This window comes from Rhodanobacter sp. Col0626 (assembly GCF_049994385.1).
In the GTDB taxonomy this organism is placed as follows: domain Bacteria; phylum Pseudomonadota; class Gammaproteobacteria; order Xanthomonadales; family Rhodanobacteraceae; genus Rhodanobacter.
Genome location: NZ_CP188260.1, coordinates 1,626,269 through 1,650,795 on the forward strand (window position 1 = coordinate 1,626,269; position 24,527 = coordinate 1,650,795).

General features: G+C 65.9%; 20 protein-coding genes. 14 read left to right on the forward strand and 6 right to left on the reverse strand.

What is annotated here, in order from left to right; genetic code table 11:
• Positions 1 to 59: 59 nt before the first annotated feature.
• A complete protein-coding gene (locus ACPPVV_RS06725) occupies positions 60 to 5,354 on the reverse strand; it encodes an ESPR-type extended signal peptide-containing protein (protein ID WP_426702690.1) in 5,295 nt (1,764 codons plus the stop codon).
• Between the two features lie 257 nt (positions 5,355 to 5,611).
• Here ACPPVV_RS06725 and ACPPVV_RS06730 point away from each other — a divergent pair, with 257 nt between their 5' ends.
• Positions 5,612 to 6,994 (forward strand): sensor histidine kinase, encoded by a 1,383-nt coding sequence (locus ACPPVV_RS06730; protein ID WP_426703185.1) that lies wholly within the window; start codon positions 5,612 to 5,614, stop codon positions 6,992 to 6,994.
• A gap of 12 nt (positions 6,995 to 7,006) precedes the next feature.
• Here the strand turns inward: ACPPVV_RS06730 and ACPPVV_RS06735 are convergent, their stop codons facing one another.
• From ACPPVV_RS06735 to asd, 3 genes are all read right to left on the reverse strand, one after another.
• Positions 7,007 to 7,735 (reverse strand): response regulator transcription factor, encoded by a 729-nt coding sequence (locus tag ACPPVV_RS06735; RefSeq protein WP_426702691.1) that lies wholly within the window; start codon positions 7,733 to 7,735, stop codon positions 7,007 to 7,009.
• Between the two features lie 87 nt (positions 7,736 to 7,822).
• Entirely contained in the window at positions 7,823 to 8,260 is a 438-nt protein-coding gene (locus ACPPVV_RS06740) for a hypothetical protein (RefSeq protein WP_426702692.1), read from the reverse strand.
• Positions 8,261 to 8,403: 143 nt separating this feature from the next.
• Positions 8,404 to 9,243, reverse strand: a complete 840-nt coding sequence (gene asd, locus ACPPVV_RS06745) for an archaetidylserine decarboxylase (protein WP_426702693.1) — start codon at positions 9,241 to 9,243, stop codon at positions 8,404 to 8,406.
• 40 nt (positions 9,244 to 9,283) lie between these two features.
• On the opposite strand from asd, the gene prmB reads away from it, so the two are divergent.
• The 13 genes from prmB (at position 9,284) to accD (ending at position 22,376) form a co-directional block, all read left to right on the forward strand.
• Positions 9,284 to 10,237: a 50S ribosomal protein L3 N(5)-glutamine methyltransferase gene (gene prmB, locus ACPPVV_RS06750; RefSeq protein ID WP_426702694.1), complete on the forward strand. Its 954-nt coding sequence runs from the start codon at positions 9,284 to 9,286 to the stop codon at positions 10,235 to 10,237.
• A gap of 3 nt (positions 10,238 to 10,240) precedes the next feature.
• Positions 10,241 to 10,789 carry a GNAT family N-acetyltransferase gene (locus ACPPVV_RS06755; RefSeq protein WP_426702695.1) on the forward strand — a complete coding sequence of 183 codons (549 nt, stop codon included), beginning with the start codon at positions 10,241 to 10,243 and terminating at the stop codon, positions 10,787 to 10,789.
• A gap of 34 nt (positions 10,790 to 10,823) precedes the next feature.
• Positions 10,824 to 11,927, forward strand: a complete 1,104-nt coding sequence (gene aroC / locus ACPPVV_RS06760; protein WP_426702696.1) for a chorismate synthase — start codon at positions 10,824 to 10,826, stop codon at positions 11,925 to 11,927.
• A 16-nt stretch (positions 11,928 to 11,943) separates the two neighbouring features.
• Complete coding sequence (locus ACPPVV_RS06765; protein WP_426702697.1) at positions 11,944 to 12,960, forward strand: 2-hydroxyacid dehydrogenase; 1,017 nt, start codon at positions 11,944 to 11,946, stop codon at positions 12,958 to 12,960.
• Between the two features lie 12 nt (positions 12,961 to 12,972).
• Positions 12,973 to 14,004 (forward strand): aspartate-semialdehyde dehydrogenase, encoded by a 1,032-nt coding sequence (locus ACPPVV_RS06770; protein ID WP_426702698.1) that lies wholly within the window; start codon positions 12,973 to 12,975, stop codon positions 14,002 to 14,004.
• 1 nt (position 14,005) lies between these two features.
• Entirely contained in the window at positions 14,006 to 14,302 is a 297-nt protein-coding gene (locus tag ACPPVV_RS06775; protein ID WP_426702699.1) for a hypothetical protein, read from the forward strand.
• A gap of 168 nt (positions 14,303 to 14,470) precedes the next feature.
• A complete protein-coding gene (locus ACPPVV_RS06780; protein ID WP_426702700.1) occupies positions 14,471 to 16,831 on the forward strand; it encodes a FimV/HubP family polar landmark protein in 2,361 nt (786 codons plus the stop codon).
• A gap of 108 nt (positions 16,832 to 16,939) precedes the next feature.
• Complete coding sequence (truA, locus tag ACPPVV_RS06785) at positions 16,940 to 17,722, forward strand: tRNA pseudouridine(38-40) synthase TruA (protein ID WP_426702701.1); 783 nt, start codon at positions 16,940 to 16,942, stop codon at positions 17,720 to 17,722.
• Positions 17,719 to 18,342, forward strand: coding sequence for a phosphoribosylanthranilate isomerase (locus tag ACPPVV_RS06790; protein WP_426702702.1), 624 nt, complete (start codon positions 17,719 to 17,721; stop codon positions 18,340 to 18,342). The genes truA and ACPPVV_RS06790 overlap by 4 nt, the downstream gene beginning before the upstream one ends.
• On the forward strand, positions 18,339 to 19,346 hold the full coding sequence (locus ACPPVV_RS06795) for a cupin-like domain-containing protein (protein WP_426702703.1): 1,008 nt from the start codon (positions 18,339 to 18,341) through the stop codon (positions 19,344 to 19,346). The genes ACPPVV_RS06790 and ACPPVV_RS06795 overlap by 4 nt, the downstream gene beginning before the upstream one ends.
• Positions 19,347 to 19,432: 86 nt before the next feature.
• The gene (gene trpB, locus ACPPVV_RS06800) at positions 19,433 to 20,644 is read left to right on the forward strand and encodes a tryptophan synthase subunit beta (RefSeq protein WP_426702704.1); all 1,212 of its coding nucleotides are present in this window, start codon (positions 19,433 to 19,435) and stop codon (positions 20,642 to 20,644) included.
• Positions 20,641 to 21,441, forward strand: a complete 801-nt coding sequence (gene trpA, locus ACPPVV_RS06805; RefSeq protein WP_426702705.1) for a tryptophan synthase subunit alpha — start codon at positions 20,641 to 20,643, stop codon at positions 21,439 to 21,441. Before trpB ends, trpA begins: the two co-directional genes overlap by 4 nt.
• Before the next feature lie 65 nt (positions 21,442 to 21,506).
• Entirely contained in the window at positions 21,507 to 22,376 is an 870-nt protein-coding gene (accD, locus tag ACPPVV_RS06810) for an acetyl-CoA carboxylase, carboxyltransferase subunit beta (protein ID WP_426702706.1), read from the forward strand.
• Positions 22,377 to 22,818: 442 nt separating this feature from the next.
• Here accD and ACPPVV_RS06815 read toward each other — a convergent pair whose 3' ends face one another.
• A complete protein-coding gene (locus ACPPVV_RS06815) occupies positions 22,819 to 23,382 on the reverse strand; it encodes a phosphatase PAP2 family protein (RefSeq protein WP_426702707.1) in 564 nt (187 codons plus the stop codon).
• Entirely contained in the window at positions 23,351 to 24,511 is a 1,161-nt protein-coding gene (locus ACPPVV_RS06820; RefSeq protein WP_426702708.1) for a glycosyltransferase family 4 protein, read from the reverse strand. Before ACPPVV_RS06820 ends, ACPPVV_RS06815 begins: the two co-directional genes overlap by 32 nt.
• Between the last annotated feature and the right edge of the window lie 16 nt (positions 24,512 to 24,527).

Below are 24,527 nucleotides of genomic sequence, written 5' to 3' on the forward strand. Positions count from 1 at the left end.
GCATTTGCTCCCCAATACTGCTGTGTGTGGAATGAAGGACCGGATTGAATCGTTGGATGTCACCAGCTGAAACCGCCGCCGACGCCGACCGTGCTTTCGCTGCCGGAGACCGAGGCGCCAATCGACACGCTGGCGCGGTTGGCGCTGAACGCGCGCTGGTAGCCGACCGAGAGTGCCGACTGGCCGCCGTAGTTGCCGGCACCCATGCCGACGCGATTCGCGCCGGATAGACCGGAGGTGTTGGCGCTCATCTGTGCCATGGCCGTACCCATCGCGCCGACACGATCCAGCCGCCGGTTGACGGTGCGGAACTGATCGTTGACCTGGTTGCGGAACCCATCGAAGTCGGTGCTGCTGACGGCATTGCCGAATTTCTGGTCGGCATAGTTCTTGGCACTGTCGAGCGTGCTCTTGTCGCCGGCATCGGCGTACGACTTGGCCGTGGTCAGCGCTTCATCGACTTGACTGACGTTGGCGGCATCGGTGGCGGCGCTGCCTTTGGCCACGTTGGTGACGCGCCGCTGGTTGCTGGCGCTGCCGACCGACACCGTGTTTGCTTCGGTGGCCACCGAACCTGCGCCAAGCGCCACCGCATTGTCGGCACCCGCCTGCACCTGCGCGCCCTGGCCGAGTGCGGTGCCGGTGGCGGCATCCACCTGACTGGCCTGGCCGATGGCAGTGCCGGCGACTTTCGAAACCGTGCTGTCGGCGCCGATCGCCACGGCGTTGGTTGCCGTTTTGTCGGTGACCTGGGCATTGGCGCCGAGTGCCGTGCTGCCATCGGCGGCAATGTGCGAACCGGTGCCCACGGCTGTGTCGCGTGCATCCTGGGCGTGGCTGCCTTCGCCGATGGCCAGGCCGCTGCCACTGCTGCCGGGGCCATGACCGTTGCCGGATCCCGTGCCGCCTTCGAGTGCGCCGACCCGTTGATCCAGTGCGCCGACATGCTGCAGGGCGCCGCTCAAGGCGCCGTTCAACGCGCCAAGGGCGTCGCCGACGTTGAAGTAGCTGCTACCCTGGATGGTGAAGTTCGGCGTGTTGATCAGTCCGTTCGGGCCCATCGAAATGCCGCCTCCGATGGTCGCCGCCAGCGACTGGAACTGCTCGACGTTGATCGCCTCGCCGCGATGCACGCCGGCACGTACGTTGGCCAGCGTGGTGCCGTCGGCACCGTCAAGCGTGATGCGCGCCTTGTCGCTGCCACTGTCATAGGTCACGGCGGCGACGGCGTTGCCATCGCCATCGACCAGGCCGGTCTCCTTGAGCTGGGCCACGTTGACCGCATCGGTGTCTTCAGTGCCCGCCGCGACATGGGTGATCTGGCGATCGATCGCAGCGATGTTCGTGGGAAACGCGCCATCGTGCGTACGCGCCGGTGTGCCGACGGACACCGTGTTGGGTCGGTCGGCATACGAACCGGCTCCCAGCGCCACCGAGTTCTCCGCGCCGGGCGCCACTTCGCTGTTGGTGCCGAGCGCCAGACTGCCCGTGGGAAAGGCGATGCTGTTCCAGCCCAGCGCCACGCTCTGGTCACCCGCAGCAGCCGAAAGGCCACCGAGCGCGAGGCTGCCATCGCCACCGCTGGTCGCCATTTCACCCAGCGCCACACTGCGCGCGGCCGTAGCCCTCGCATTGGCGCCAATGGCCACGCCAAGCACCTGGTAGGCGCGCGACTGGCTACCGATGGCCACGCTGTCGTCGCCGCGTGCGGTACTCGCCGGACCCACGGCGACCGCGCCGTCGCCGCTGGCCTCGGACGTCATGCCGACCGCCACGGCGGCGTAGTTGGTGGCGTGCGCAGCGGTGCCGATCGCCGTGCTTTCCTTGCCACTGGCCTCGGTCGACCAGATTTCGTGTTCCCAGGTGGTGCCGTTGATGACCTCCATCTGGCCGCCGATCGCCACGCCACTCTGGCCGCTGGCCTGACTGCCGACGCCGTAGGCGGTACTCCATTTCGCACCGGCGACGCTGCCGTAACCGGCCGCGGTGGACAAGTCGCCCAAGGCAAACGCACCGCTACCGAAAGCGGACGCACCGGTCCCCAATGCAAAGGCCGATGAGCCCAACGCCGTGCTGTTGTCGCCGAGCGCCTGCGCGTCGTCGCTACCGTCGTTCAGGCCGTTGGCGACGAGATAATGGCTGGCGCTGCCGACGCTGTCGGACAAGTCATGCAACTGCGCCACGTTGACCGCATCGGTGTCCTCGGTGCCGGCGGCGACATGGGTGATCTGGCGATCGAGTGCAGCGACCTCGTCTGGCCAGGCGCCGTCGTGCGTACGTGCCGGTGTACCGACGGATACCGTGTTGGGCCGATCAGCATAGGAGCCGGCACCCAGCGCCACCGAATTCTCCGCCCCGGGTGCCACTTCACTGATGGCTCCCAGCGCGAGACCGTTGTCCGCGAAGACGATGCTGTTGCGGCCTACCGCCACGCTGTGGAAGCCACCAGCGGCCGCAAGATTGCCGACGGCGACGCCGGCATCGGCCTGGTCGCCAACCGTGGCGGCGGCACCGATGGCCACGCCACGGGCAGCATTGGCATTGGCCGCGCTTCCGATCGCCACACTGACGGCTTCGTGGGCACGTGAGTTCAGGCCGATCGCTATGTCGTCATCGTCGGTCGCCCAGGACCCGGCTCCTAATGCAATCGAGCGCTGCCCATCGGCCACCGCCGATACGCCGAGTGCGGTCGAGCCATCACTGCTGGCTTGGGCGGCCGAGCCCACCGCGACGCTTTCCTTGCCGGATGCGACAGTGGACTGGGTTTCCCATTCTCCCGTGCTCATGTCGAAAATGCCCATCTGGCCGCCGAGCGCGACCGCGCTCTGGCCGTTGGCCTGGCTGCCGACGCCGTAAGCAGCGCTCCATTTCCCACCGGCCACGCTGCCATAGCCGGTCGCGGTCGACAGGTCGCCCATGGCAAATGCACCACTGCCGAATGCTGATGCGCCGTTGCCCAGTGCGAACGCGCCCGAACCCAGCGCGGTGCCGTCGTCGCCGAGCGCTTGCGCGTCGTCGCTACCGTCACCCAAGCCATTCGCCGCGAGATAGTGGCTGGCGCTGCCGACGCTGTCGGACACGGCGTTGAGCTGCGCCAGGTTGACCGCATCGGTGTCCTCGGTACCCGCCGTCACGTGGGTGATCTGGCGGGTTTCCGCGAAGCCGTCGATGTTTTCGCCGGCGCCGACCGAGACGGTGTTGGCGCGGTCGGCCACCGAGCCGGTGCCCAGCGCCACGCTCTGCTCCGCCAACGCGGACGTGTAGTAGCCGATGGCCGTGGCCCCTTCGGCGTTGGCGAACGACGAGCCGCCGAGTGCGCTTGAACGACGCGCATTGGCAAACGCGGATTCGCCGGTGGCGGTGGCGCTGACGCCGGTGGCGGTAGCGTTCCAACCCAGCGCCGTGGCCTGGATGCCGGTGGCACGCGAGGCATTGCCGAAGGCCGAGGCGAAGTCGCCGGTGGCGGACGTGGAAACATGTCCCAGCGCCTGGCCGGCCGGCCGGCTGCCACCGACGGCGGTGCTCTGAACGCCCGTGGCCTGGGCCGACTCGCCGACAGCGAGGCTGTTGTCACCTTGCGCGTTCGCACGCGAACCGACGGCCGTCGACCAAAGGTTGGAGGCCGATGCCGCCGTACCCAGCGCGGTGCTGAGTTCGCCGCTGGCCTGGGCGCCCGCGCCGAAAGCGCTGGCTGCGCCGCCGGTGGCTGCGGTGGTGCCGGCCAGATCCACATACTTATGGGTTACCGCGTCCAGGTAGGAGTAATCGAGCTGTCCGCCCACGGCGGTGGTTGAACCGGAGGAAGCCAGCGCGCTGGCGCCGATCGCCGTGGCACTCTGGCCGCTGGCATCGCTGCCGGCGCCGTAGGCGACACCCCACTGGCCATCGGCGGTGCTGCCGTAGCCGCTGGCGGTGGATTGCTCACCCAGTGCGAATGCGCCGCTGCCGATGGCCGAGGCACCGTTGCCGAGCGCAAACGCGGTACTGCCGACCGCTATCGAATCATCGCCGTCGGCCTCGGCGCTGGCACCGAGTGCCGCACTGCGCGCGCCGCTGGCGATGCTGGCCCTGCCGATCGCCGTGCTATTGACGCCAGAGGCGTCGCTGCGTGCGCCGGCTGCCAAGCTGCCATCGGCTTCGGCGGCAGCGCCAGGGCCGAATGCGGCGCCGCCGACGCCGCCGGCATAGGTGCGATAAGTGAGGCCGTCGTCGGTCAGCAAACCACCGACCGCGACGCTGCTGTCGCCAATGGCCTGGCTGGAGACGCCCGCGGCGAGACTGCCTTCGCCCTCGGCCAACGCGTTCGCACCGATCGCGTTGCTCTGGTTGCCGTTGGATTGCGCGCCGGATCCGACGGCAAGACTTGCCTCGCCTTCGGCCTTCGCCAGCGTGCCCAGCGCCGTGCTCTGGAAACCGCTGGCATGCGAGGCACCGCCCAGCGCCGTGCTGTAGTCGGCGCTGGAAACGGACTCGTCGCCGACTGCCGTGGCGTAATTGCCGTCGCTATGGGCGCCGGGGCCGACCGCGACCGAATGCGCGCCCATCGCCTGGGTGGTCACCAAACCGAGGAAGGAATCGAAGGCACCGCCGATGGCGACGCTGGACTGGCCGCCGGCGTGGGCCCGCCCGCCCATCGCCACCGCACCGCGATCGGAAGCCGTGGCGAATTCACCCAGCGCCGTGCTCCACTCGCCGTTGGCCGATGCGCCGTGACCCGCTGCCAGCGCGCCATAGACATCGGCGACGCTACCCCAGCCCAGCGCCGTGGTGTATTGCGCGATCGCCTGGCTTTGCGCACCGACCGCCGTCGTGAAGCGGTCGCCCGCGACGGCGCTGTTGCCGATCGCGACCGCGCTGTCGTTGCTGGCGGCGCTGCCGCGGCCGAGAGCGAGGCTGTCGACGCCACTGGCGCGGCTGCCGCGACCGAGTGCGCTGGCATCCTGTTCGGTGGCGCGCGCGTCGTAGCCGTTGGCGATGCTGTTGGTGCCGGTGGCCTGGCTCTTGTAGCCCAGTGTGACCGCGTAGTCGCCCGAAGCGAGCGAGCGGTTGCCGAACGCGGTGGCGTATTCACCGGTAGCCGCGGCGAGGGTGCCGCAGGCGAACGACGTGGTTGCCGCGGTGGGGCCGGTGCCTGGCGCGAAAGTGCCGCTGCAGACATCGGCCAGCGCGGCCGGCGAAATCACCGCGATGGCGATGGCCCAAGCCAGCAGCCCGAGGCTTCGGGCTGGCCTGCGTATGTGGTTGCCGCCGGCTTGTTCACCTCTTGCCGATGTGTGGGTGGAACTGGCCAGTTCCGAGGCGACGACCAGCGCGCCCAATGATGCATTCCAGACCTTGCTGTAGACCTTGTTCATGCTGCTCCCCGAGAGTGGTCGATGGCTGAGGAATCGATCCGTGCGCGGAGCAGGGCCGAGCGTTTGCTCGATGGCTCGAAGGCATGGATCGTGTTCTTTCATCGAAGCTAGGTCGCCACCGAAGCAAGGTCACGCGCAGCTGCTCGCCATTCCTCACATTTGCTCACCGGCACCGCGGGTGGCTAGAGTGGCGGCATGGTCTGGCGAAGTGCCGAGGGGGCGGGCTTTCCGGGGTCGCAGCAGTGGGGGTGAGTACGATGTGGCAGCGCATGTTCGGCCGGCTGGGCCAGATACCGATCGCGGATCCGGTGGAAAAGCGCAATGCGGTTTTCCTGCAGATATTGATGCTGCTGATGGGTTGTGCAGTGCCGCTGAACTGGCTGTACCTGAAGCTGGCCACGGGGTTCGCGCACGCCCCCGGCCTGGCGCTCGATCGGGCGCTGAGTTTCGTGGTTGCCGCGGTGGCCTGGGCCTGTTTCCTGCTGCTGCGTCGCGGACATTTTCGCGCGGCGATCCAGTGGTTCCTGCTGGCAGAGGTGGTCACCCAGCTGATTTCGTACGGCGCCACCGGCCTGCGCATGCAGATGAGCGACCCGACCACGTCGATATTGATCGTGGTGCTTGCCGGCATGATGCTGGGGCGGCGCACGCTGTGGCTGATGTTCGGATTGCTGCTGGCGATGTTTGCCGTCGGCGCGGCAACCGACGTGGTCCGCACGATCGAACATGGCGAACACTGGTGGCGGGCGGTGAGCTATACGCCGTCGGTGGTGTTGCGTTATTTCATCATCATCGTCGTCATCGACCGATGTCTTGCCGCGTTGCGCGAGAGCCTGGACGAGTCGATCAGCCAGGGAAGGGCGTTGAGCGAGGCGAACGCGCGCCTGCGGCACGAGATGGGCGAGCGCGAACGCGCGCAGGAGCAGCTGATCCATGCACAGAAGATGGAGGCGGTGGGTCGACTGGCAGGCGGCATCGCCCACGATTTCAACCATGTGCTGAGTGTCGTGCTCGGCTATGCCGGCCAGCGCCAACGGCTGGCTGATGCAGGTAATGCCGCGCTGTTGCGCGCGATGGACGGTATCGAGACGGCGGCCCGGCGCGGCGCGGCCATTTGTCGAAAGCTGCTGGGCTTCAGCCGGCAGGATGTGGCGCATCCGGACCTGTTCGATGCCGGGCAGGCGCTTGCCGAACTGGAACCGATGCTGCGCCAGTTGTTCGACGCATCGCCGGTGGATGTCGTGCTGGATCCGGCCGATGCAGGCACGCCGATCCGTTTCGACCGTGGCCAGTTCGACCTGATGGTGCTCAATATCGCCGCCAACGCGCGTGACGCGATGCCGGCTGGCGGGTGCTTCAGCATGCGGGCCGCGCGCTTGCCTGACGGTGGCGTGGAAATCGCCCTGAAAGACGACGGTTACGGCATGACGAGCCAGGTGAGTCGACACATCTTCGAGCCGTTCTACACCACGAAGTCGGCCGAGAACGGTACCGGGTTGGGCCTCGCCATCGTGCACGAACTGATTGGCCAGGCTGGCGGGAGCATTGCGGTGGAAAGTGCGCCGGAACGCGGTTCGACCTTCCGCATCCGGCTTCCGCTGGCCATGGCCAGCGACACGCTGACTGGCCGCGCGGCCTGAGTGAGAAGCGAATCAGGTCACCATCACGTAACCCATGCCGTGCAGCGCGCGCAGTGGGAGCGCCTCCCGCGTGAGCGTGCTGACCTTGCGCCGTAGCCGGTGGATCAGTGTTTCCAGGCGGTGCGGATCGAAGTCGTAGATGTCCGGGGTGAGCGCGGCGATCAGCGTCTCGCGTGATACCGCCTCACCGGCCTTCGCCATCAGCTTGCCGATGACGCAACGTTCGGCATGGGTCAGCGTGACCGTGCCGCCGCCGGGCGCCATCAGGCTCCAGCCGTTGGAACGCAGCCGCCAGCATGGCCGCCGTTCCGGGTTGGGGGTTGTGCTTGTGTTTGAGCTGCCCAGCCGACGCCCCAGGCTGAGCAGGGTGGCCGCCAGCACATCGAGGTTGACCGGTTTGGCCAGATAGGCGTCCGCACCCATCGACAACCCGTGGACACGGTCGGCGGCGCTGCCGCGGCCGGTCAACATGACGATGCCGATCGACGACGAACTGCGCAGGTAGCGGGTGACGGTAAAGCCGTCCTGATCGGGCAGGCCGACATCCAGGATCAGGATGTCGAAGCTCGTTTGCGGGAGCTGCAGGTACAGCGCTGCGGCGCTGGCCATGCCCACCACCTCGAAACCCATGTGGCGCAGGCCGGGCAGCAGGATCTGCTCGCGCAACTCGGTGTCGTCTTCGAGCAGGGCGATGGAAAGCGGATGGCAGGCAACGGGGATCGGGGCTGTGGAGGTGGACATCACGGGCTACGCAGCAGGCGGACAGGATTCATCCCTGACGTGGTGTGTGATGAGCGGCGTCCTTCAACCCATGAAGCCGATCGCGGTTCAGGCCGCCGCCGTGTCGTGCATCCAGCTTTCGACGGTATTGCCGTTGCTATGCACTTCCTTCAGCTCGCGCAGCAGCTGCATCAGTTGCCGGTGTTGCGGCTGCAGGCTGGCGTGTGGCGAATTCTTGGTTTCGTGATACGCAACCGCCAGCCACAACGCAATGCCACGCAGCGCCACTTCGGCGTTGTTCGAGCAGGCGCGTTCGTAACCTGCTTCGGTGCCCTGGCCCCACGGCAGGTAGCGCGCTTCCGGAGCGGTGCCATACAGATGCGGGAAATCGCTGCGCGAAGCCTGCCCGATTTCGCGCAGGGTGAGCGTGCTCAGGCGCTCGCGGTTGCGTTTGGGCAGCGCGCGTACACTGCGTTCGATGTCGCGGAATTGGCGGCCAAGCTGGCGCGCGCGCATCATCACAAGGAATGGAGTGAGTATCTGCATGAGTCCCCTCGATGCTGGAATCCGGCGGCACACGACACGTGCGGCGAAGATGCGAGCGTAACGAAGCGGGCACTGCAATAGCGCCTAAAGCGTCACAAAATGACGTACGACGTCAGTTTTCGGGCTGCGCGAGGATACGGTTTTCAGCGGTGACCAAGCCGCTGGCCCACCCGTACCGCCTGCTGCGGCTGCAGCGCATCGAGTTCGGCCGTGCCGTCGGGCAGCAGCAGGATCACGGTGGAGCCCATGTTGAAGCGCGCCATTTCGGCGAAGCGCTCCAGCGTGATGTCCTGGCCGGCAAACGATTTGCGCCGGATCGACGAGGCATACGGCGGGATCACCAGGCCGTCCCACACCGTGGCCACGGACGAGACCAGGATTGCGCCGACCATCACCACCACGAACGGGCCGTGCTCACCCTCGAAGTGGCAGACCAGTCGTTCGTTGCGGGCAAACAGCCGCGGGATCGCCGCCACGGCGAACGGAGCCACGCTGAAGATCCGGCCGGGGACATGCACGGTTTCCTTCAGCGTGCCTTTCCATGGCATGTGCACGCGGTGATAGTCGCGGGGCGACAGGTAGACCGTGACGAAACGGCCGTTGCGATACGGCGCGGCGGCAACTTCGTCGCCACCGAGCAGTTCGGCGGCGGTGTAATCCTGGCCCTTGGCCTGGAAAATCCGGCCATCGACGATCGTGCCGGCCTGGCTGATGCGGCCGTCGGCAGGCGAGAGCAGGGTGGCCGGATCGGAATCCGCGCGGCGCGCGTCGGCGCGCAGCTTGCGCGTGAAAAATGCATTGAAGTGCTGATAAGCGAGCGCGTCGGGTTGCGCAGCCTCGGCCATGTTCACGTCGTAATTGCGCACGATGGTGGAGATCAGCCAGTTCTTCCACGGCGCGAAGGTCCAGCGCGTGGCCCAGTAAACCACTCGCGACAGGGCGCGGTGCGGCAGGATGTACTGCAGGAATACGTTGAAAGTCATCCGCCCAGTATACGGGGTGAGTCGTTTCCCAGGCCCTATAATGGCCGGCCCATCGCCGCACCCCTGGATCGCCGTGACCGCCGAGCTCGCCACCATCATCGACTTCATCCGTTATGGCGCCAGCCGCTTTTCGGCCGCGGGGCTGACCTTCGGCCACAGCCACGACAACCCGATCGACGAAGCCACGCACCTGGTGCTGGCCAGCCTGCATCTGCCGCCGGACATCCCGCCGGCGTACGGCGCGGGCCGGCTCACCGCGGCCGAGCGCACGAACGTGCTGGCACTGATCGAGCGCCGGGTCACCGAGCGCCTGCCGGTGGCCTACCTGGTCGGCGAGACCTGGTTCGCCGGGCTGAAGTTCAAGAGCGACCGCCGTGCCCTGGTGCCACGCTCGCCGATCGCCGAACTGATCGAGTCGGGTTTCGCGCCATGGCTGGACGAGCGGCACATCGAACGGGTGCTGGACCTGTGCACCGGCTCGGGCTGCATCGGCATCGCGATGGCCGAGTACAACCCGCAATGGCAGGTCGATATCGTCGACATCAGCGACGAGGCGCTGTCGCTGGCACGCGAGAACATCGTGTTCCAGCACGTCGAGGGCCGCGTCGAGGCGATCCAGTCCGACCTGTTCGCCGGTGTGGCCGGGCGCAAGTACGACCTGATCGTCTCCAACCCGCCCTATGTCACCGAGGACGAATACGCTGCCTTGCCGGGTGAGTATGCGCACGAGCCGAAGCTTGGGCTGACCTCCGGCGCCGATGGCCTGGATCTGTGCCTGCGCATGCTGGATGAGGCGGCTGACTACCTCACCGAAGACGGCCTGCTGATCGTCGAGGTGGGCGAGAGTGAGCACGCGCTGGCCGCGCTGCTGCCGCAAATCCCGTTCATCTGGATCGAGTTCAAGGTCGGCCAGATGGGCGTGTTCGCGCTGGAGCGCCGGGATCTGGTCGAGCACGCCGGGGCGATCCGCGCGGCGGCCGCCCGTCCCGGTTGAGCGATGGAGCTGGTCACGCCGCGATTGCGGCTCGACCTGCTGCTCCCGGGGGACGCCGGCGCGCTGTTCGCGCATCGCGCCGATCCGGCGGTGGCCCGGTTCCAGGGCTGGCGCCCGGCGGATGTTGCCGAAGTGCGCAGATTTATCGAGGCACAATCGACGCAACCGACTCCTGTGGGCTGGTTTCAGCGCGCGATCCGTTTGTGCGATGGAGGCAGCCTGATCGGCGATCTTGGCGTGAACCTGCCGGAAGACAGCAGGGACCCGGTCGAATTCGGGGTCAGCGTCGCGCCGGCCCATCAGGGCAAGGGCTACGCCAGCGAGATCGTGCTCGCCGTCTTCGATCGGTTGTTCGATAAGCTCGCCCGGCATCGCATCCATGCGTCGGTCGACCCGCGCAATCTCGCCAGCGTGGCCATGTTGCGCGGCCTTGGCATGCGCCAGGAAGCCCATCATCGCCAGAGCCTGTGGCTTCATGGCGAGTGGGTCGATGACGTGATCTTCGCGATGTTGCGGCAGGAATGGCAGGCAGCGGAACGCCATCGCGGTTAAGCTGTGCCGATTACCCAATAGACGTCCAAATCCCGTGTCCAGCAATTCCTTCGGCAAACTCTTCACCGTCACCACCTTCGGCGAAAGCCATGGGCCGGCGATCGGCTGCGTGATCGACGGCTGCCCGCCGGGCTTGTCGATCAGCGCGGAGGAATTCCGCGACGACCTCGATCGTCGTGCCACCGGGCGCAGCCGCTACACCTCGCAGCGGCACGAGGCCGACGAGGTGGAGATACTTTCCGGTGTCCACGAAGGCAGGACCACCGGCACGCCGATCGCACTGTTGATCCGCAACGTCGATCAACGCAGCAAGGATTACGGCGACATCGCGCAGAGCTTCCGCCCCGGTCACGCCGACTACACCTATTGGCAGAAATACGGCATCCGCGATCCACGCGGCGGCGGCCGCTCCTCGGCGCGCGAGACCACCATGCGGGTGGCCGCTGCGGTAGTCGCCAAGAAATGGCTGGCCGAGCACCATGGCATCCGCGTGCGCGGTTACATGGCGCAGATCGGCGACGTCACGCCGGAGGCATTCGACTGGGATGCAGTGGAGCAGAACCCGTTTTTCTGGCCTGCCGCGACGCAGGTGCCCGCACTGGAGAACTACATCAACGCCCTGCGCAAGTCCGGCGACTCGGTCGGTGCACGCATCAACGTGGTTGTCGACGGCGTGCCGCCGGGCTGGGGCGAGCCGATCTACGGCAAACTGGATGGCGACCTGGCCAGTGCGCTGATGTCGATCAACGCGGTCAAGGGTGTCGAGATAGGTGATGGTTTTTCCGCCGTTTCCCAGCGCGGCAGCGAGCATCGCGACGAAATGTATTTGGACGGCTTTACGTCCAATCATGCCGGCGGCATCCTCGGTGGCATCAGCACGGGACAGGCGGTTGTTACCTCGATCGCGCTGAAACCTACCTCCAGCATCCTGATCCCCGGTCACAGCGTGAACCTGGCCGGCGAGCCGGTGGAGGTCGTGACCAAGGGACGCCACGATCCCTGCGTCGGCATCCGTGCCACTCCGATTGCCGAGGCGATGGTGGCGCTGGTGCTGATCGATCACGCCCTGCGTCACCGTGCCCAGTGCGGTGACGTCGGCACGGTCTTTCCGCGCATTCCGGCGCAGCGCGAAAACTGAATCCGGGAACCCGCCGATGACCGACAAGCCACGCGTATGGGTTTCACGCCCCACCTTTCCCGACATCATTGCGCGGCTCGACGAGCACTTCGAGGTATTGTCCGAGCCGGTGGAAATCAAATTCTCTGCGGCCGGACTGGCGGCCAAGCTGGCCGGGCAGGACGCCGCCATCGTTGGCCTGAAAGAGCGCGTGGGCGCCGCGGAGATCGCCGGCGCCAAACGTTTGCGCATTGTCGCCAACCTCAGCGTCGGCTACGACAATCTCGATCTGGACGCTTTGACTTCCGCTGGAATTGCCGCGTCGAACACGGCTGACGTGCTGAATGAAAGCGTCGCCGATTACACCTGGGCGCTGTTGCTGGGTGCCGCGCGCCGGGTCGGCGAGGCCGAGCGCTGGGTGCGCGCGGGCGGGTGGAAGGCGACGGAATTCACCCAGTGGCTGGGCATGGATGTACGCGGTCGCACACTCGGCATCCTCGGCATGGGCCGCATCGGCCAGGCTGTCGCGCGGCGCGCGGTGGGGTTCGGCATGGAGGTCATCTATCACAACCGTTCGTCCTTGCCGTCGTCGGTCGAGCGCGAGTGCAACGCACGTTACGTCGACAAGACTTCATTGCTGCGCGAATCCGATTTCCTGGTGCTGGTGTTGCCACTGACAGCCGAAAATCGCCACGCGATCGGCGCATACGAACTGGCCCAGATGAAACCGACCGCCGTGCTGGTGAACGTGGCCCGCGGCGGTATCGTCGACGATGCTGCGCTGGCGAACGCGCTGGCCGGCGGTCGCCTGGCCGCGGCTGCGCTGGACGTGTTCGAGGGTGAGCCGGCGGTGCATCCGGCGCTGCTGACGCTCGACAACGTCGTGTTGAGCCCCCATATCGCCAGTGCCAGTCACGATGCCCGCCGCGCCATGACGGCGCTGGCCGTTGATAATGTCATGGCGTTTTTCGGCCATGGCCCGCACGCCGGACGACCACCCACCATTCTCAATCCCGCGGTACTGGCTGAGGCCAGCCCCGCCACCCATTCCTGAGCAAACACACCCATGAGTCAGAAGAGCAGCTACAAGGTCGCCATGGTCGGCGCCACCGGTGCAGTCGGCGAGACCGTGCTGGCGATCCTCGCCGAGCGCGATTTCCCGATCAGCGAGCTGGTACCGCTGGCCAGTGAACGTTCGGCGGGGGGCAAGGTGAGTTTCGGTGGCAAGGACATCACCGTGCAATTGCTGGACACCTACGATTTCGAAGGTGTCGACATCGCGTTCTTTTCGGCGGGCGGTTCGGTCAGCCGCGAACACGCACCGCGGGCAGCCGCAGCCGGGGCGGTGGTGATCGACAACACGTCGGAGTTCCGCTACCAGGACGACATTCCGCTGGTGATCAGCGAGGTCAATCCGCACGCGATTGCGCAGTACACCCAGCGCGGCATCATCGCCAATCCGAACTGCTCGACCATGCAGATGCTGGTGGCGCTGGCACCGATCCACCGTGCGGTGCAGATCGAGCGGATCAATGTGGCCACTTACCAATCGGTATCCGGCGCCGGCCGCAGCGGGATGGAGGAGCTGGGCCGGGAAACCGCCGCCTTGCTGAATTTCCAAAGCGTGGAGCCGGGCAAGAAATTCCCGGTCCAGATCGCGTTCAATGTCATTCCGCAGATCGACGATTTCCAGCCCAACGGCTACACGAAAGAAGAAATGAAGCTGGTATGGGAAACCCGCAAGATTCTTGAGGACGAGTCGATTCAGGTAAATCCGACCGCCGTGCGCGTGCCGGTGTTCTACGGCCATTCCGAGGCAGTGCATATCGAGACTAGCGACAAGATCACCGCCGAACAGGCCCGCGAATTGCTGCAGCAGGCCCCGGGCGTGGTGCTGATGGATGAACGCAAGCCGGGTGGATATCCGACACCGGTGGGCGAGGCGGCCGGCACCGATGCGGTGTACGTGGGGCGCATCCGCGAGGACATCTCGCATGAGCGTGGGCTGGATCTGTGGATCGTGTCGGACAATATCCGCAAGGGTGCAGCGTTGAATGCGGTGCAGATCGCCGAACTCCTAATTCAGGATTATCTCTGAGATGCGCCTCATGCAACTTATTGTTGTCATTGGCTTTATGTGGGCTTGTGGCGCCATGGCCCACGGCGGACAGGCGGCCTCGTCGGCCGCGTCAGCCACATCGACGACGGTGCCCGGGGCCAACCGGGAACTGGTTCGCAGCCAGGCCGAGGTGAAGCGACTGCAACGGGACCTCGGCAAGCAGGAATCGGACAGCAAACGTGCCAGTGAGCGACTGCAGCAGCAGGATCAGAAGATTGCAGAACTGCGCAAACAACTGCAGGAGATGCAGGTCAGTCCGGTGGCAGGGCAGCATTGAAAAGGTCGTCAGGGGTGAGAACGCACCACAGCAATGCGCTGCAAGTATTCGTCGCAGCTATTGTTGATTGCTCTGCATATAACTAAAGTGGCACCTCATTTGGAGCCGTGCCGCCATTGCGGCGACGCCATCAAGAGTTGCGCCAAGGATCGTTCGGGGGAACACGTAATGAATCGTTCGTTGAAATTGTCGATGCTGGTGGCATTGGCACTGGGCAGCAGTCAGGTCCTGGCTTTGGACCTCGGTCAGATCCAGGTCAAGTCGGCGCTGGGCCAGCCACTGCTGGCTGAGATCCCCCTGCATCCTGGCAATCCGGCGGAGTTGCAGAACCTCACCGTCCAGCTCGCTTCCAGCGAAGAATTCGTGCGTGCCGGCATCGCCGGTGGACGCACCACGATCCCGCTTCATTTCAGTGTGGCCAATGCCGGTAGCGGGCACCCGGTGATTCGCATCACCAGCAGTACGGCAGTGGACGACCCTTACCTCGACCTGCTGATCGAGGTGAATGGCAGCGCCGGCAAGAGCGTGCGCGAGTTTGCCATCCTGCTCGATCCACCCAATACGCTGGCGGCAACCCCATCCGCCATGGCTTCCACGCACCCGGCGGCCAGCCGCCGCTCGGCGCATGCCAGGACTGCATCTGCGCAGACACCAGCGCCGAGGCCTGCTGCGACGAGCCCGAAAGCGGCAGCGGCCATCAGCAACGGTCGGTACGGGCCGGTTGAACACGGCCAGACCCTGTCCGGCATCGCCCGCAGCACGGCGCCGGCCGGTGTCGATGTGAAGCAGATGATGCTGGCGCTGCAGCAGGCCAATCCCGACGCGTTCTACCGCGATAACATCAATGCCTTGAAGAGCGGTGCCGTCCTGCGTGTGCCGACCTCCGCCGAGGCGCAGGCGATGACGATCGCTGCCGCCGTGGCTCAAGTGCGCCAGCAGAACAGCGATTGGCGCGCCGGCACACCGGGCAAGCCGGCGATCGTGGCCGACACGGCAACGCGCGCATCCGCCTCCAGTGCGCCTAGCAACACATCCGGCGCCGGCGGCGACCGCCTGGCCCTGGTTCCGGCCAAGGACGGCGGCGCGGCGAAGGGCTCCGGTGGCAATGCCGCTGGCAAAAGCGGCAAGTCCGCCGCCGGCATCCGCCAGGATCTCCTGCGTACCCAGGAAAGTGTGGCCAGCCTGGAGCAGCAGGGCACCGAACTGAAGTCCCGCCTGAAAGACCTGGCAGACATCAACGACAAGAACGAGCACCTGTTGTCGCTGAAGGACAGCGAGATCGCCGAACTGCAGGCCAAACTGGCGGCAGCGCGCAAGACTGCTGGCTTGCCGGCTGCGCCGGCGACAACCCATGTCTCGCAAGCCTTTGCCGCCAACGCGCACTCGGAAGCCAATCTGGAAACCGCCAGGGCCAGCACGACCGGCCATGCGGAGGTCACGCCCGTCGCTGGCAACTCCGCGGCATCCGCTGCGGCCACGCCAGCCATCACAGCGAGCGCTTCTGCTGGCGCACCGGTGGGCAGTTCGTCCGCACCCGTCGCGGCAGTCAAGCCGGCACCCGTCAAACCCGTCGCGAAACCGGTCATCCGGCCAACACCCGCGCCCGTGGTCGAGCAGCCCTGGTACATGCAGACGTGGGCCTGGGCCGCTGGCGCCGGGGTGATCGTGCTGCTGATCCTGCTGGCCATGCTCGATCGTCGGCGCAAGTCCGGAACGGCTGTGGGATCGAAATCATCGTCATCGCTGGCTGATCGTTTTGGTTCCGTGCCGGGCTCCAACCAGGACCTCACGGGCGATGATGTCGATCAGGACGAATTGCTCGACCAGCTGGCCGAGCATCCGGACGACATCGGCCTGCATCTGGAACTGGTGACGCTGTATTACTCGCGCCGCGATGTCGAACACTTCGAGGCAGCCGCCGAGGCCATGCACGCCCACATCACCGATCCGCAGCAGGACGAGTGGCAGGACGTGCTGCACATGGGCGAGGACCTGGTACCGGGACATCCGTTGTTCGACCATCATCCCGAACTGCCGCGGCACCAGGAATCCGAGGCTCGCCGCGAATTCGATATCGACGATTATGCGGATGACAGCCATGCGCCAGCCGTCACGTCGTCGATGCCGCCCTTGCCGCCAAGTGCGCCCAAGCGGGTCAGTGAGTACAACTTCAATTTCGATCTGACCAGGCCCGCCGGTGCGGAACCGGCTGCGGATCACTTGTCGGCAACCGACGATGACTCCGTGATGGCACCTGCGGCAACGGACGTTCATGACGCCCCAGCTCACGCCGAGCCGGCATCCACCTGGCACTTCGACGAGGCGGACGATGCACCGCTCAATGGCGATCAAGGCCATGACCTGGGCGAGTTCAACGACGATCCGATCGATACCAAGCTCGACCTGGCCCGCGCTTACCTGGACATGGGGGACGCCGATGGCGCCCGTGCCATGCTTGGCGAGGTGATGAAGGAAGGCAGCCAGATGCAGCAGGACGTCGCCAAGCGCCTGCTCGAAAGCCTGCGCTGATTCCAGTACGGGCCGGTTTGCACGAAGTGTCGGGCCGGCCTAGCCGGCCCGATTTCGTTGCGGGCTGCTAATCTTCAGCGTCTTTCATCGAGCATCCTGTAACACGTCATGCGCATCGCCCTGGGCATCGAATACGACGGCACGGATTTCTTCGGCTGGCAGCGGCTGACAGAAGGCCCCAGCGTGCAGGCCAGCCTGGAGCGGGCGCTGTCCCGGGTCGCGGCTCATCGCGTCGAAGTCAGTTGCGCCGGGCGCACGGATGCAGGCGTACACGGTCGCTGCCAGGTGGTGCATTTCGACACGGCGGCACAGCGCGACATGCGTGGCTGGATTCTCGGCGCCTGCTCCAACCTGCCGTCCAGCGTGGCGGTGCTGTGGGCGCAACCGGTGCTGGAGAGTTTCCATGCACGTTATGCGGCGCGTAGCCGACGTTATCGCTATCACATCCTCAATCGCCCGGTGCGGGCGGCGCTGGACGCGCGCTACGTCACGTGGGAGCGACTGTCTCTGGACGCCCCTCGCATGCACGCCGCTGCGCAGGCGTTGCTGGGCGAACACGATTTCAGCGCGTTCCGCGCGTTGTCCTGCCAGGCCATCCATCCCCGTCGCACCGCGCTGGCGGTGAGTGTGCGGCGCGAAGGCGAGCAGATCTTCGTCGACATCGAAGCCAACGCCTTTCTGCATCACATGGTGCGCAATATCGTCGGCTCGCTGTTGCTGATCGGTCGTGGTGAGCGGCCGGTCGAGTGGATGGCCGAATTGCTGGCCGGTTGCGACCGACAGCTTGCCGGACCCACGGCTGCCGCTTCCGGACTGACCTTCGTCGGGCCGCGGTACGAGGTGCACTGGGGCCTGCCACCCGAAGTGTGCCTGACGGAGGTTGCCCGATGACCCGCATCAAGTGTTGCGGCATGACCCGGATCGAGGACGCGCTGCTCGCCGCCCGCCTCGGGGCGGATGCGATTGGCCTGGTATTCACGGCGCGCAGCAAGCGGCGCGTGGCGCTGGCGCGTGCGCGTGAAATCGTCGCGGCGCTGCCACCGTTCGTGACCACGGTCGCCTTGTTCATGGATGACGATGCCGACCTGGTGCGGCAGGTGATCGATGAAGTGCAGCCCGGCCTGCTGCAGTTCCACGGTGATGAGAACGATGATTGGTGCGCGCAGTTTGGCCATCCATTCCTGAAGGCCATCGCGATGGGCGAGGGTGCCGCGGCGCTGACTCGCCTGAACGATTATCCGCATGCCGAAGGCTTGTTGCTGGATGGTCATGGCAGCGGTGAGGCCGGCGGCAGCGGCAAGGTTTTCGACTGGTCGTTGCTGCCGGACGGAGTGGCGCAACCGGTGATCCTGGCGGGCGGCCTGCATGCAGGCAATGTCGGCGCGGCCATTCGGGTGGCTCGGCCGTGGGCGGTGGATGTGGCCAGCGGAGTCGAGTCGGCGCCGGGCATCAAGGACCCGCTGCGGCTGGAAGCGTTTATCCGTGCGGTCCGTGCCGCGGACACGAAGTGAGCGGGGCACGCGCTGCCATCGAGGAGTATCACGGTCGGCCCATCGGCATCGCCGATCTGGTTGGTCGCGATCGCCCGCTGGTGATTCGTGGCCTGTGCCGCGACTGGCCGATGGTGACCTGGGCGCGGCAGTCGGATACGGCCTTTGCGCAGGGATTGGCCGCGTTGGACAGTGGCGGCGAGGTCGACGCGTTGCTGATGCCGCCCGAAGAGGGCGGTGTGGTCGGCTACAATGCGGATTTCGACGGCTTCAACTACGCGCATCACCGCATCTCGATCACCCAGGGGTTGCAGCGGCTGGCTCAGTACAGCCGCCAGGAAAATCCGCCGGGCCTGGCGCTGCAGAGCGCGCTGATTTCCGCCTGCCTGCCCGGTTTGCTGGACAGCCACGCACTACCGTTCCTCGACGGCGTCGTGCAGCCGCGGATATGGATCGGCAACCGCGTCACCACACCGGCGCATTTCGACGAGTACCACAATGTCGCGTGCGTGGCGTGTGGCGGCCGACGCTTCACCCTGTTCGCGCCGGAGCAGGTGCGCAATCTGTACGTCGGCCCGCTGGATTTCGCGCCCACGGGTGCGGCGATCAGCATGGCCCGGCCCGATCGCCAGGACGATCTACGCTTTCCCCGCCTGAAGCAGGCGCTGGCCGCGGCCCAGGTGGCCGAGCTTGGACCCGGTGACGCGATCTACATTCCGCCGATGTGGTGGCATCAGGTCGAATCATTGGAGCAGATCAACGCGCTGGTGAATTACTGGTGGAAGCCGGTTCCCGCCGACGGCCACGCGCCAGGGACAGCGCTGGGATGCCTGATGCATTGCATCCTGGCGTTCAAGTCGCTCACGCCCGCCGAGCGGACGGCGTGGAAGACCTTGCTGGACCATTACGTGTTCGACGATGAGGATCCCGCCGCGCATATTCCCGCCGAACGGCGTGGGGTCCTCGGCACGCTCACCTCCGGGCAGCTTGCCGCGCTGAGGGAAACCATCCGACGCTACCTGTGACCCCATCGGCCGGGCTTGCCGTTAAGATGGCCGCTCGCCGGCAGGAGCGCACCTCGTGTGGTCCTGTACACCATTTGAGTGAGTACATGAGCAAGATTGCGGACTACAACGCTTACCCCGACGCGCATGGCCGTTTCGGCGACTACGGCGGCAGCTACGTCGCCGAAACCCTGATGGCGCCCCTGGCGGAACTGACCGAAGCCTACCTGCGCCTGCGCGAAGACCCCGCGTTCATCGCCGAGCTCGACCGCGACCTGAAACATTACGTGGGCCGGCCCAGCCCGATCTATCACGCCGAGCGCCTGTCGCAGCATGTCGGTGGCGCACGCATCCTGCTCAAGCGCGAGGATCTGAACCACACCGGCGCGCACAAGATCAACAACACGGTCGGCCAGGCGCTGGTGGCGCGCAACATGGGCAAGACCCGCATCATCGCCGAGACCGGTGCCGGCCAGCACGGCGTGGCCAGCGCCACGGTGGCGGCGCGGCTGGGTCTGAAGTGCGTCGTCTACATGGGCGCGGTGGACATCGAACGGCAGAAGATCAATGTCTATCGCATGAAGCTGCTTGGCGCCGAAGTGGTGCCGGTGACTTCCGGCTCGAAGACGCTGAAGGACGCGTTGAACGAGGCGATGCGCGACTGGGTCACCAACGTGGCCGATACCTTCTACATCATCGGCACGGTGGCCGGCCCGCATCCGTACCCGCTGATGGTGCGCGATTTCAATGCGATCGTGGGCCGCGAGGCGCGCGCCCAGATGCTGGAACAGTATGGCCGCCTGCCGGACGTGCTGACCGCCTGCGTGGGCGGCGGTTCCAACGCGATCGGACTGTTTCATGCCTTTCTCAACGATGCCGACGTGCGCATCGTGGGCGCCGAGGCGGCGGGCGAGGGCATTGCGACGGGTCATCACGCCGCTTCGCTGGCCGCCGGCCGGCCCGGCGTACTGCACGGCAACCGCACCTACGTGTTGTGCGACGACAATGGCCAGATCACCGAGACGCATTCGGTGTCGGCCGGTCTCGACTATCCCGGCGTCGGTCCCGAGCATGCGTTCCTGAAGGACACCGGTCGCGCCGATTACGTCGGCATCACCGACGACGAGGCGCTGGAAGCGTTCCACCTGCTGGCACGCACCGAAGGCATTCTGGCCGCGCTGGAATCCAGCCACGCCGTGGCACAGGCGATCAAGTTGGCGCGCGACTATCCGAAAGATGGCATCGTGTTGTGCAATCTGTCCGGTCGTGGCGACAAGGACGTGCACACGATCGCCGCACGCGAAGGAGTCGAGGTATGAGCCGCATCGACCGTCGCTTCGTCGCGCTGAAGGCTGCCGCTCGCACCGGCCTCATCCCGTTCGTCACCGCGGGCGATCCGTCGCCGCAGCACATGGTGGCGTTGATGCATGCACTGGTCGACGCTGGCGCCGACCTGATCGAGCTGGGTGTGCCGTTTTCCGATCCGATGGCCGATGGTCCGGTGATCCAGCATGCCAGTGAGCGGGCGATCGCCAAGGGCGTGGGCCTGGCCGACGTGCTGGGCTGGGTCGCGGCGTTCCGCCAGCGTGACGCGGATACGCCGATCGTGCTGATGGGTTACCTGAATCCGGTCGAGATCCACGGCTACGCGCGCTTCGCGCAGGAGGCCGTGCAGGCCGGGGTCGACGGCGTGCTGCTGGTCGATTGCCCGCTGGAAGAATCGGCTGTCCTGCAGCCGCTGCGTGACGCCGGACTGCAGCAGATCCTGCTTGCCGCGCCGACCACCGAACCCTCGCGTATGGCTCAGCTGTGCGGTTCCGCCGAGGGTTTCCTGTACTATGTCTCGTTTGCCGGCATTACCGGCGCGGCACACTTGAGTACCGGTGACATCGCCGCGCGCGTGGCCGATATCCGTGCGCACGCGAAGGCACCGGTGGCAGTGGGCTTCGGCATTCGCAATGCGGCGAGCGCCAAGGCGATTGCCGGTTTTGCCGATGCGGTGGTGATCGGCAGCGCGCTGGTCGAACGGCTGGCCGGGGCATCGGATGCCGAAGACATTGCCGTGCGGACCCGCGCGTTTCTCGCACCCATCCGCGCCGCACTCGATGCGCATTGAGCGCATTGAAATTGAGAGCCGGCGCCGCCAGAAAATGGCGCGCTCACGAATAGTCAGGTGATGCGATGAATTGGCTGCAAAAAATCATGAACCCGCGCACCCGCCCGCAGAGCACGAACGGCGGTAAAGGTTCGGTGCCCGAAGGTGTATGGGAAAAGTGCAGCGGTTGCGGCACCGTGTTGTACAAGCCGGAGCTGGAACGCAACCTGATGGTCTGCCCCAAGTGCGGCCACCATCACTACATCAGTGCGCGCATGCGTCTCGAGACGCTGCTGGACGAAGGTTCCGCCCAGGAACAATGGGCCAGCCTGGAGCCCACCGATCCGTTGAAATTCCGCGACACCAAGAAGTACCGCGACCGCATCGTCGCCACCCAGAAGAAGCTGGGCGAGAAGGACGCGATGGTCGCCATGAGCGGCAAGCTCAAGGGCCGTCCGTTGATGGCGGTGGCGTTCGAGTTTGCCTACATGGGCGGCTCGATGGGTTCGGTGGTCGGCGAGAAATTCGCGCGCGCCGCCGAACGCGCGCTGGCGGACAAGAGCGCCCTGGTGTGCTTCTCCGCCACCGGTGGTGCGCGCATGCAGGAAGCACTGTTCTCGCTGATGCAGATGGCCAAGACTTCAGCCACTCTGGCGCGTTTGCGCGACGCCGGCGTGCCGTACATCAGTGTGCTGACCAATCCCACCACCGGCGGCGTTTCTGCCAGCCTGGCCATGCTGGGCGACATCAACATCGGCGAGCCCAAGGCGCTGATCGGCTTCGCGGGCCCTCGCGTGATCGAGCAGACCGTGCGCGAGACCCTGCCGGAAGGTTTCCAGCGCTCGGAGTTTCTGGTCGAGCACGGTGCGATCGACCTGATCGTCGACCGCCGCGAAATGCGCGACAAGCTCGCTGACCTGTTCGGCATCCTGATGAAGGCACCGCGCGCAGCCTGAGCACACGAAACGTTTGTCGTGATGCGATGCCGCCTTCGGGCGGCATCGTCTTTTTCATGAACGGGTTTTCCACAGCGGCTGTGGAAGTGTTCCGGTAAAGCCTGTGGACAAGCCGCGTTCCCGGCTTTTGCATCAGGTACTTGCTACGTGCTGATCATGGATTGCGCAACATGTTTCCGTGCGCAGCGCCGATTGGCACGGCAGTTTTCCACAGCCACTGTGTGCGCCTTCTGTACAAGCCTGTGGACAACATCGGTGCCGACCTTTGGCGACAATCACTTGGCACACGATGTCGATTTTTTGCCCAGTTGCGATGGGTCATCGCGAAGTTCTCCACAGCGATTGTGGAGCACCTGCGGTAAAGCCTGTGGACAAGTACGCTATCTGATTGAGCGCAAAGGAACTGCTGACAGGCTGCGTAAATACTGGCCAGTCGATGGACTCACGCCAGTGGCGGCAGCAACCACAGCGACACGGTGCCAAGGCCTCCGCCGATCGCGATGGCGGCGAGCACATCGCTGGGATAATGCAATCCGAGAATGACCCGCGACGCGGCAACCAGCGCCGTGAAGCCCAGCAGCAGAGGTGCCAGTGGCGGATACCAGGCCAGCGCCACGACGGTGAAACTCACCGCCTGCAAGGTATGCCCCGAAGGAAAGCTGAACTCGTCCAGCGGTGGTACGTGGGCAATCACGCCAGGGCAGGCGCGATACGGGCGCGGCCGGCGCGTCCAGCGTTTCAGCAGGCGATACAGCAGCAGCGCGGCCAGTCCGGTAGTCGCCATGTGCGCGGCAGCGGCGATGCCATGCCGGCCACCCAGCAGCGCCAGCACGGCCATCAGCGTGTACCAGAACACGCCGTCGCCAAGCCGGCTGATCGTGCTGAAGAACAGGCCCACCATGCGACGGGTACCCCAGCGATTGGCGATCACGCACACCCGGCGATCCAGTGCGAAACCTGGTCCGAGCGAAAGCTCAGGCGTGGACGACGTTGGTGGCATCTTCATGCAGATTCTCCTCGGCCATTTCGCGCAACAGCGTTTCGAAATCGCGGATCACGGCGTCCGGTGACAGGCCGGCCACGCCGGCATGGGCTGCACGCCCCATGTGTCGGATCAACGCCGGATTGCCCGCCAGCCTGGCGGCCGCATCGACGAATGCCGATGCGTTGCCTGACGCGATGCAGTATCCGTTGACGCCATCGACCAGGTGCTCACGAGCCGCGCCTTCGGCATAGGCAACCACGGGCACGCCCGTGGCCAGCGCCTCGATGATCACGTTGCCGAAGGTTTCGCTGAGGCTGGGGAAGGGGAACAGATCGGCGCTTGCATAGTGCCGAGCCAGCGCTTCGCCACGTTGTACACCGGCGTAGATGAAGTCCGGATGGGCGGCTTCCAGCGCGGCGCGGGCGGGACCGTCGCCCACCCAGACATAACGCGCCCCCGGCACGCGCCGTTGAATGGCGCGGAATGCCTGTATGGCCAGTTCGAGGTTCTTCTCCGGTGCGATGCGACCGACGTACAGCACGACGGGCGTGGCGGCATCGACGCCCCATGCGGCGCGCAGGTCGTCATCGCGCCGCGAAGGATGAAACAGTTGGGTGTCCACGGCGCGGCGCAGCAGGCGTGCATTGGATATGCCCATGTCGTGCAGTTCCTGCGCCAGCGCGTCGGTGGGCACCAGGGTGGCGGCCGCACGCTGGTGAAAGCGGCGCAGATAACCGCGTACGAGTGGTGTGAGCAGGCCGACGCCGTAATGGTCGGCGTAGCTGTCGAAACGGGTATGAAAACCGCTGCTGAGAGGAATCCCCATACGCCGCGCTGCGCGCATCGCCGACCAGCCCAGCGGACCCTCGGTGGCGACGTAGACGGCGTCGGGTCGTTGCTGCGACCAGTGCTGGCGCAGCGTGCGACCGGCGGGCAAGCCGAAGCGCAACCCGGGATAGCGCGGCAGGGCGCCGCCGCGTACTTCGAGTACATCGATACCGGGCTCGGCCTGCTGTGGCTGCGATTGGCGTGGACGGATCAGGTCGATGTCGTGGCCATGCGCAGCAAGACCGGCCGCGAGGCTGTGGACGGTCAGGGCAACGCCGTTGATTTCCGGCGGATAGGTTTCGCTGACGATGCCGATGCGCATGACACTACCCTTGGCT

Excerpts from the sequence above, each read along its gene's own strand:
- ACPPVV_RS06790 (WP_426702702.1), top strand. The coding sequence starts at position 17,719 with ATGACCCGCATCAAGTGTTGCGGCATGACCCGGATCGAGGACGCGCTG.
- trpA (WP_426702705.1), top strand. The coding sequence starts at position 20,641 with ATGAGCCGCATCGACCGTCGCTTCGTCGCGCTGAAGGCTGCCGCTCGC.
- ACPPVV_RS06820 (WP_426702708.1), bottom strand. The coding sequence starts at position 24,511 with ATGCGCATCGGCATCGTCAGCGAAACCTATCCGCCGGAAATCAACGGC.
- ACPPVV_RS06765 (WP_426702697.1), top strand. The coding sequence starts at position 11,944 with ATGACCGACAAGCCACGCGTATGGGTTTCACGCCCCACCTTTCCCGAC.
- truA (WP_426702701.1), top strand. The coding sequence starts at position 16,940 with ATGCGCATCGCCCTGGGCATCGAATACGACGGCACGGATTTCTTCGGC.
- ACPPVV_RS06770 (WP_426702698.1), top strand. The coding sequence starts at position 12,973 with ATGAGTCAGAAGAGCAGCTACAAGGTCGCCATGGTCGGCGCCACCGGT.
- asd (WP_426702693.1), bottom strand. The coding sequence starts at position 9,243 with ATGACTTTCAACGTATTCCTGCAGTACATCCTGCCGCACCGCGCCCTG.
- ACPPVV_RS06735 (WP_426702691.1), bottom strand. The coding sequence starts at position 7,735 with ATGTCCACCTCCACAGCCCCGATCCCCGTTGCCTGCCATCCGCTTTCC.
- ACPPVV_RS06815 (WP_426702707.1), bottom strand. The coding sequence starts at position 23,382 with ATGAAGATGCCACCAACGTCGTCCACGCCTGAGCTTTCGCTCGGACCA.
- ACPPVV_RS06775 (WP_426702699.1), top strand. The coding sequence starts at position 14,006 with ATGCGCCTCATGCAACTTATTGTTGTCATTGGCTTTATGTGGGCTTGT.
- ACPPVV_RS06780 (WP_426702700.1), top strand. The coding sequence starts at position 14,471 with ATGAATCGTTCGTTGAAATTGTCGATGCTGGTGGCATTGGCACTGGGC.
- ACPPVV_RS06730 (WP_426703185.1), top strand. The coding sequence starts at position 5,612 with ATGTGGCAGCGCATGTTCGGCCGGCTGGGCCAGATACCGATCGCGGAT.
- ACPPVV_RS06755 (WP_426702695.1), top strand. The coding sequence starts at position 10,241 with ATGGAGCTGGTCACGCCGCGATTGCGGCTCGACCTGCTGCTCCCGGGG.
- trpB (WP_426702704.1), top strand. The coding sequence starts at position 19,433 with ATGAGCAAGATTGCGGACTACAACGCTTACCCCGACGCGCATGGCCGT.
- ACPPVV_RS06740 (WP_426702692.1), bottom strand. The coding sequence starts at position 8,260 with ATGCAGATACTCACTCCATTCCTTGTGATGATGCGCGCGCGCCAGCTT.
- prmB (WP_426702694.1), top strand. The coding sequence starts at position 9,284 with ATGGCCGGCCCATCGCCGCACCCCTGGATCGCCGTGACCGCCGAGCTC.
- accD (WP_426702706.1), top strand. The coding sequence starts at position 21,507 with ATGAATTGGCTGCAAAAAATCATGAACCCGCGCACCCGCCCGCAGAGC.
- ACPPVV_RS06725 (WP_426702690.1), bottom strand. The coding sequence starts at position 5,354 with ATGAACAAGGTCTACAGCAAGGTCTGGAATGCATCATTGGGCGCGCTG.